This is a genomic window from Mycobacterium sp. THU-M104, assembly GCF_049197365.1.
Taxonomy (GTDB): Bacteria; Actinomycetota; Actinomycetes; order Mycobacteriales; family Mycobacteriaceae; genus Mycobacterium.
Map to the genome: position 1 here is coordinate 1 of NZ_JBMIOP010000195.1, position 1,216 is coordinate 1,216.

General features: G+C 68.9%; 2 protein-coding genes. Both read left to right on the top strand.

Annotation, left to right across the window (positions count from 1 at the left end):
- Positions 1–179: 179 nt before the first annotated feature.
- Positions 180–857: a rhomboid-like protein gene (locus ACOJVU_RS15540; protein ID WP_421530602.1), complete on the top strand. Its 678-nt coding sequence runs from the start codon at positions 180–182 to the stop codon at positions 855–857.
- 78 nt (positions 858–935) lie between these two features.
- A partial coding sequence (locus ACOJVU_RS15545) for an NAD(P)H-hydrate epimerase (RefSeq protein ID WP_421530603.1) occupies positions 936–1,216 on the top strand: 281 nt, incomplete at its 3' end.

Genomic DNA, 1,216 nt, shown 5'->3' on the forward strand with positions numbered 1-1,216 from the left:
TGTGGGTGCTCGTCGCATTGGCGGTGTCGATGTCCCTCTACATCAACTGCTGGTGGCGGCACCTGAGGCCGGACAACCCCTCGCGTTCCTGATGCGTTTGTCGCGGTTCCGCGGCGCGGCGCCGGGCATGCGAAGGTTGAGGTGTGGCGAACACATCCGTGCGGGGGCGAGCCGGGAGCATGGCGCTCGCGGTGTGGCATTGGGTCAGCGACGCGCCGCTGACCTACGGCTGGTTGCTGGTGCTGACGATCACGACGCTGATCCAGAACGACCTCACCGGCCAGCAGTTGCACGCGGTGTTGCTGCACCGCTCCACCAACATCCGCGGGCTGGGCTCCGATCCCCTCGACGTGCTGTTCGCCAGCCTGCTGTGGATCGACGGCAAGGACCTGGAACCTTACCTGCTGCTGTTCACGCTGTTCCTCGCGCCGGCCGAACACTGGCTGCGCCAGCTGCGGTGGCTCACCGTGGGACTGACGTCGCACATCCTCGCCACCTACATCGGCGAGGGCATGCTCTACTTCGCGATCGAGGACCGCAGCGCGTCGGAAAGGCTGGTGCTGGCCCGCGACATCGGGGTCAGCTATTTCCTGGTCGGCGTGATGGCCGTGCTGACCTACCACATCGCGCGACCGTGGCGCTGGGGCTACCTCGGGGTGTTGTTCGTCATCTTCGGCTTCCCGCTGCTCACGATGAACCGCGTCGAACTCCAATTCACCGCGATCGGGCACTTCGCCGCGATCCTCATCGGGCTCTGCTTCTACCCGCTGACCCGCACCAAGGTCGGCATGCAACTGGGCCCGGCCAAGCTCAGGGACGCGATGCGGCGGTTCCGCTCCGGCGAGGCCTCGCCATGACGGAGGCCTGACGCGCCGGGAGCCGGCGTGCGTGCACTCGACGGTGCGCCCCGGCGCGGACACGTAGTGTTGGGTTCGATGCGGCATTACTACTCCGTAGACGCGATCCGCGACGCCGAAGCGCCGCTGCTGGCCGGCCTGCCCGACGGTGCCCTGATGAGACGCGCGGCCTTCGGGCTGGCGACCGCGATCATCGGTGAGCTGACCGCGGTCGCGGGCGGAGTGGCCGGACGCCGGGTCTGCGCGGTCGTCGGCGCTGGGAACAACGGCGGCGACGCCCTGTGGGCCGCGACGTTCGTGCGCCGTCGCGGCGCGTCCGCCGACGCGGTCCTGCTCGATCCGGACCGCGCCCACCCCAA